Origin of the sequence: Microcystis sp. LE19-10.1B (assembly GCF_027530565.1) — a bacterium.
GTDB lineage: Bacteria > Cyanobacteriota > Cyanobacteriia > Cyanobacteriales > Microcystaceae > Microcystis > Microcystis aeruginosa.
Genome location: NZ_JAPZQM010000503.1, coordinates 1 through 2,962, shown reverse-complemented (window position 1 = coordinate 2,962; position 2,962 = coordinate 1). Strand labels below are relative to the sequence as shown.

The 2,962-nt window shown below is 35.8% G+C and carries 6 protein-coding genes and 1 pseudogene; all 7 read right to left on the bottom strand.

Going from position 1 to position 2,962, the window contains the following annotated elements; all coding sequences use genetic code 11:
- Positions 1-122: 122 nt before the first annotated feature.
- The gene (locus O9332_RS18090) at positions 123-350 is read right to left on the bottom strand and encodes a type II toxin-antitoxin system RelE family toxin (RefSeq protein WP_288026709.1); all 228 of its coding nucleotides are present in this window, start codon (positions 348-350) and stop codon (positions 123-125) included.
- A complete protein-coding gene (locus O9332_RS18085) occupies positions 351-551 on the bottom strand; it encodes a hypothetical protein (protein ID WP_288026707.1) in 201 nt (66 codons plus the stop codon).
- A 312-nt stretch (positions 552-863) separates the two neighbouring features.
- Entirely contained in the window at positions 864-1,106 is a 243-nt protein-coding gene (locus O9332_RS18080; RefSeq protein ID WP_002760180.1) for a hypothetical protein, read from the bottom strand.
- A gap of 315 nt (positions 1,107-1,421) precedes the next feature.
- Positions 1,422-1,847: a type II toxin-antitoxin system VapC family toxin gene (locus O9332_RS18075; RefSeq protein WP_002760181.1), complete on the bottom strand. Its 426-nt coding sequence runs from the start codon at positions 1,845-1,847 to the stop codon at positions 1,422-1,424.
- A gap of 2 nt (positions 1,848-1,849) precedes the next feature.
- Positions 1,850-2,092 carry a hypothetical protein gene (locus O9332_RS18070; protein WP_002760184.1) on the bottom strand — a complete coding sequence of 81 codons (243 nt, stop codon included), beginning with the start codon at positions 2,090-2,092 and terminating at the stop codon, positions 1,850-1,852.
- 193 nt (positions 2,093-2,285) lie between these two features.
- Positions 2,286-2,462, bottom strand: a pseudogene (locus tag O9332_RS18065) (tetratricopeptide repeat protein); the annotation flags it as partial.
- Positions 2,463-2,485: 23 nt separating this feature from the next.
- Complete coding sequence (locus O9332_RS18060; RefSeq protein ID WP_002760185.1) at positions 2,486-2,713, bottom strand: hypothetical protein; 228 nt, start codon at positions 2,711-2,713, stop codon at positions 2,486-2,488.
- Positions 2,714-2,962: the final 249 nt, after the last annotated feature.

Genomic DNA, 2,962 nt, shown 5'->3' with positions numbered 1-2,962 from the left:
CTTATCTGGCAAGAGACTTAATTGATTAGTTCGCTCTAGATAAAAAACAATTGACAAAAATCGCTAAATGCCTTTCTATATAAGGGTTCCATCCCTTATAACCCCCGTCCATTGCATAACAATTACCGAAGAGCCATTTTTTCAGATAAATCAATTTGATAAATGATGCGATAATTTCCCACTCTGAGTTTATAAAAGCCAGTCCAATCTCCTGTTAATGATTGAGGGGTAATCTGTTCAAAGTTTTGAGCCAACCATTCAATTTTATTGACGATACGTTTTCTGATCTCTGGATCAAGTTTCTCCAAATCTGCTAATGCTTCAGATTCATATTCAACTGAATAACTCATTTATGGTTTTAATCCTAAACGTTGATAAACCTCGGCTGCTGAAATTCCTTTCTTTCCTGCTTCGCGTCTTTGTTTTATTGCTGATAGACGTTGTTTGACTTCTTCTTTAAGAGTTTTTCCTTCATCGGGATCACCAAAGTAAGATTCTAAGGTTTCGTCAATTGTGTTTTCAATTAACGCTTTTAATTCTTCGGAGTTCATATCTTTGATTTGCATATAGCAATTCCCATAGTTGTGAGGTACAGAGTCTTAGGTTTTGAGGAGTCAGGAGTCAGGAGTCAGGAGTCAGGAGTCAGGATTCAGGATTCAGGAGTCAGGATTCGGGATTCAGGAGTTAAGATTTTGGTGTACCTCATGAGATTGGGAAACGCTATAGTTAAATTACCTACTTTAATAAAATAAGGGTAAACCTTTAAGTTTTATAATCTGCAATAATCTTGCGGATTTCACGAATATGTCGGTATTTTTTGGAGAGTTCTCGTACATCTTGCTTAAATCGTCTAGCAAAAAAAATCATTCGGCATCTATTCCTTCCCATAATTCGGAGATTGGTTGAATGTTTCCTGTCATGGCATCTTGCCAACCTTGACGAAAGCATTCTTTAGCAGGTTTTAATACAATATTTTCGTTAGATAGTTTTGTCTGTCTAATTTGAGCATCGAGAAAGTCACGCAGCAGAATTTGTTCACTCAGATCAAGGGTCGTAATTGCTTCTGTAAGGGATTCAATGGTGATTTGCAGTGTAATTTGTGTCATGAGCAGATTGCCTCTTTATGTTTTAGATAATGGGATTTTAATGAGAGATGTGCGTAAAGAACAGTTTAGAAAGGGGAGTTTTTGTTTTTGAGTTGCATTGTTTACATCCCATAATCCCATCAATCACAGTTAAGACGATGGATATTGCTGTTGTCGCATCATTTGTAAACTTTTCCGAATTTGAACAATAGTAGAGTGATTTTTCCTAATAAGCTAAACGGCGCTTAACCTGCATGATCCAACAGCTATAACCCTTTTGGAGTCTATATCGGTGATCCGAAGTAAAAGCCGTTTAGCTTAGTCGTTGACTCCATTTTATAGTAGTTCTATTTTTTGAAAAAGAATAATAAAACCTTCTTGGGTAAAGTGCTTGTCATGGGTAAGCACTTCAAAAATATCCATTTGTTGCATAATTACCATTGATATGCAGTCTGTAATGCTATAACCTTTGTCTGACCGTTGTTTATATAATTCAAAACCTAATTGACGTAATTCTGGTGTATAGGAAATAACTTTTATTGTTTTTTCCCGTAGCATTTGCGTACACATCAAGAGTGCTTTCTGTCTCATAATAGTTCCTCTAGATGAAGCATAGTTCAGTATCTCATCAATAATGCCATCTGTCGTTATTAGCTGATCATTGATACAATTATGAGCATAATTAAGCGCGATTTGATGCCAGTCATCTTTAGGGTTGAGTAAAGCGATCCAATAAAAGGTGTCGGCAAAAATTTGCTTCATAGTTAATGTTTAGGAGTGCCGTAAATATAATGATCATGTTGTTCTGCACTATCGGTTGGTAAGGTATCTAAAATTTCTTGAGGAATATCAGCAGTGAGTTCTTCTATAAATTGTGCAAAAGGTTTAGATTGTTCTTGCGATCGATTATGTTTGATTTTGGCTAATAATAAAAAGTCAAAAACTTCTTCTATTACCTCATCGGATACTGTTTCAATTTCATGAATTAGTTGTTCTTTGATAGTCATAATTTTACCTTTGTAAGTTCTTCAAATATAGCCTATATCAGTTATCAGTGATTAATTCAATTATAGTCCATCCCATAATCCCATAATAAGTCTAAACTATGATTTGAATGATTGAATGAATACTATGATTGTGTTGTATTCAGCAAGTCTTCATCAATAATCAATCATAGTCCATCCCACACATAAATCACAGTTAAGACGATGGATGTTGCTGTTGTCGCAGCCTTTGTAAATTTTCCCGACTCTTAACAGTATTAGGATGATTCTCCCCTAAAGCTTGCTCGGCAATTGCTAATGCTTGTAAAAAGAGCGGTTCAGCTTCTTCATACCTTCCTTGAGATGAGTATAATTCTGCTAAATTGGTGAGGGAAGTTGCTACATATTACTGTAACATTAGGGTTTTTGAGTTTGCTCACGCCAAAGTACCACTTTTTCATAAAGACTAGCAACAGTTTCATCAGCAAACAGATTATGTTTAATTTCTAGATAGTCAGTTGGTTTCCAAAAGGTATCACTCCTAAAGATGGCAGCTTTGGCGATACCCATTCGTTCGTTTAGAATTTCAATAGCTTCACGATGCAATTCAGTGTTACGAGGTAAACTAGGGAAGTCAATTTTCATGATTTATCTCCTGATTCAGTCATTAGTAAAATAAATTCGACAGGATTACATATACGCATTATACCTTTATAGCGTTTGATGGGGATAATTCTCTCCTAAAACTTTCTCCGGCTCTTCGGGACTTGTTATGGTTCGATAGGGGGGCATAAATCGACTCAATCCTTATCTGGCAAGAGATTTAATTGATTAGTTCGCTCCAGATCGCAAACAATTGACAAAAATTGCGGCAATGTCTGTCTCTATAAAGGT

Coding starts and splice junctions, on each gene's coding strand:
- O9332_RS18090 (WP_288026709.1), bottom strand. CDS start 350: ATGAGTTATTCAGTTGAATATGAATCTGAAGCATTAGCAGATTTGGAG.
- O9332_RS18085 (WP_288026707.1), bottom strand. CDS start 551: ATGAACTCCGAAGAATTAAAAGCGTTAATTGAAAACACAATTGACGAA.
- O9332_RS18080 (WP_002760180.1), bottom strand. CDS start 1,106: ATGACACAAATTACACTGCAAATCACCATTGAATCCCTTACAGAAGCA.
- O9332_RS18075 (WP_002760181.1), bottom strand. CDS start 1,847: ATGAAGCAAATTTTTGCCGACACCTTTTATTGGATCGCTTTACTCAAC.
- O9332_RS18070 (WP_002760184.1), bottom strand. CDS start 2,092: ATGACTATCAAAGAACAACTAATTCATGAAATTGAAACAGTATCCGAT.
- O9332_RS18060 (WP_002760185.1), bottom strand. CDS start 2,713: ATGAAAATTGACTTCCCTAGTTTACCTCGTAACACTGAATTGCATCGT.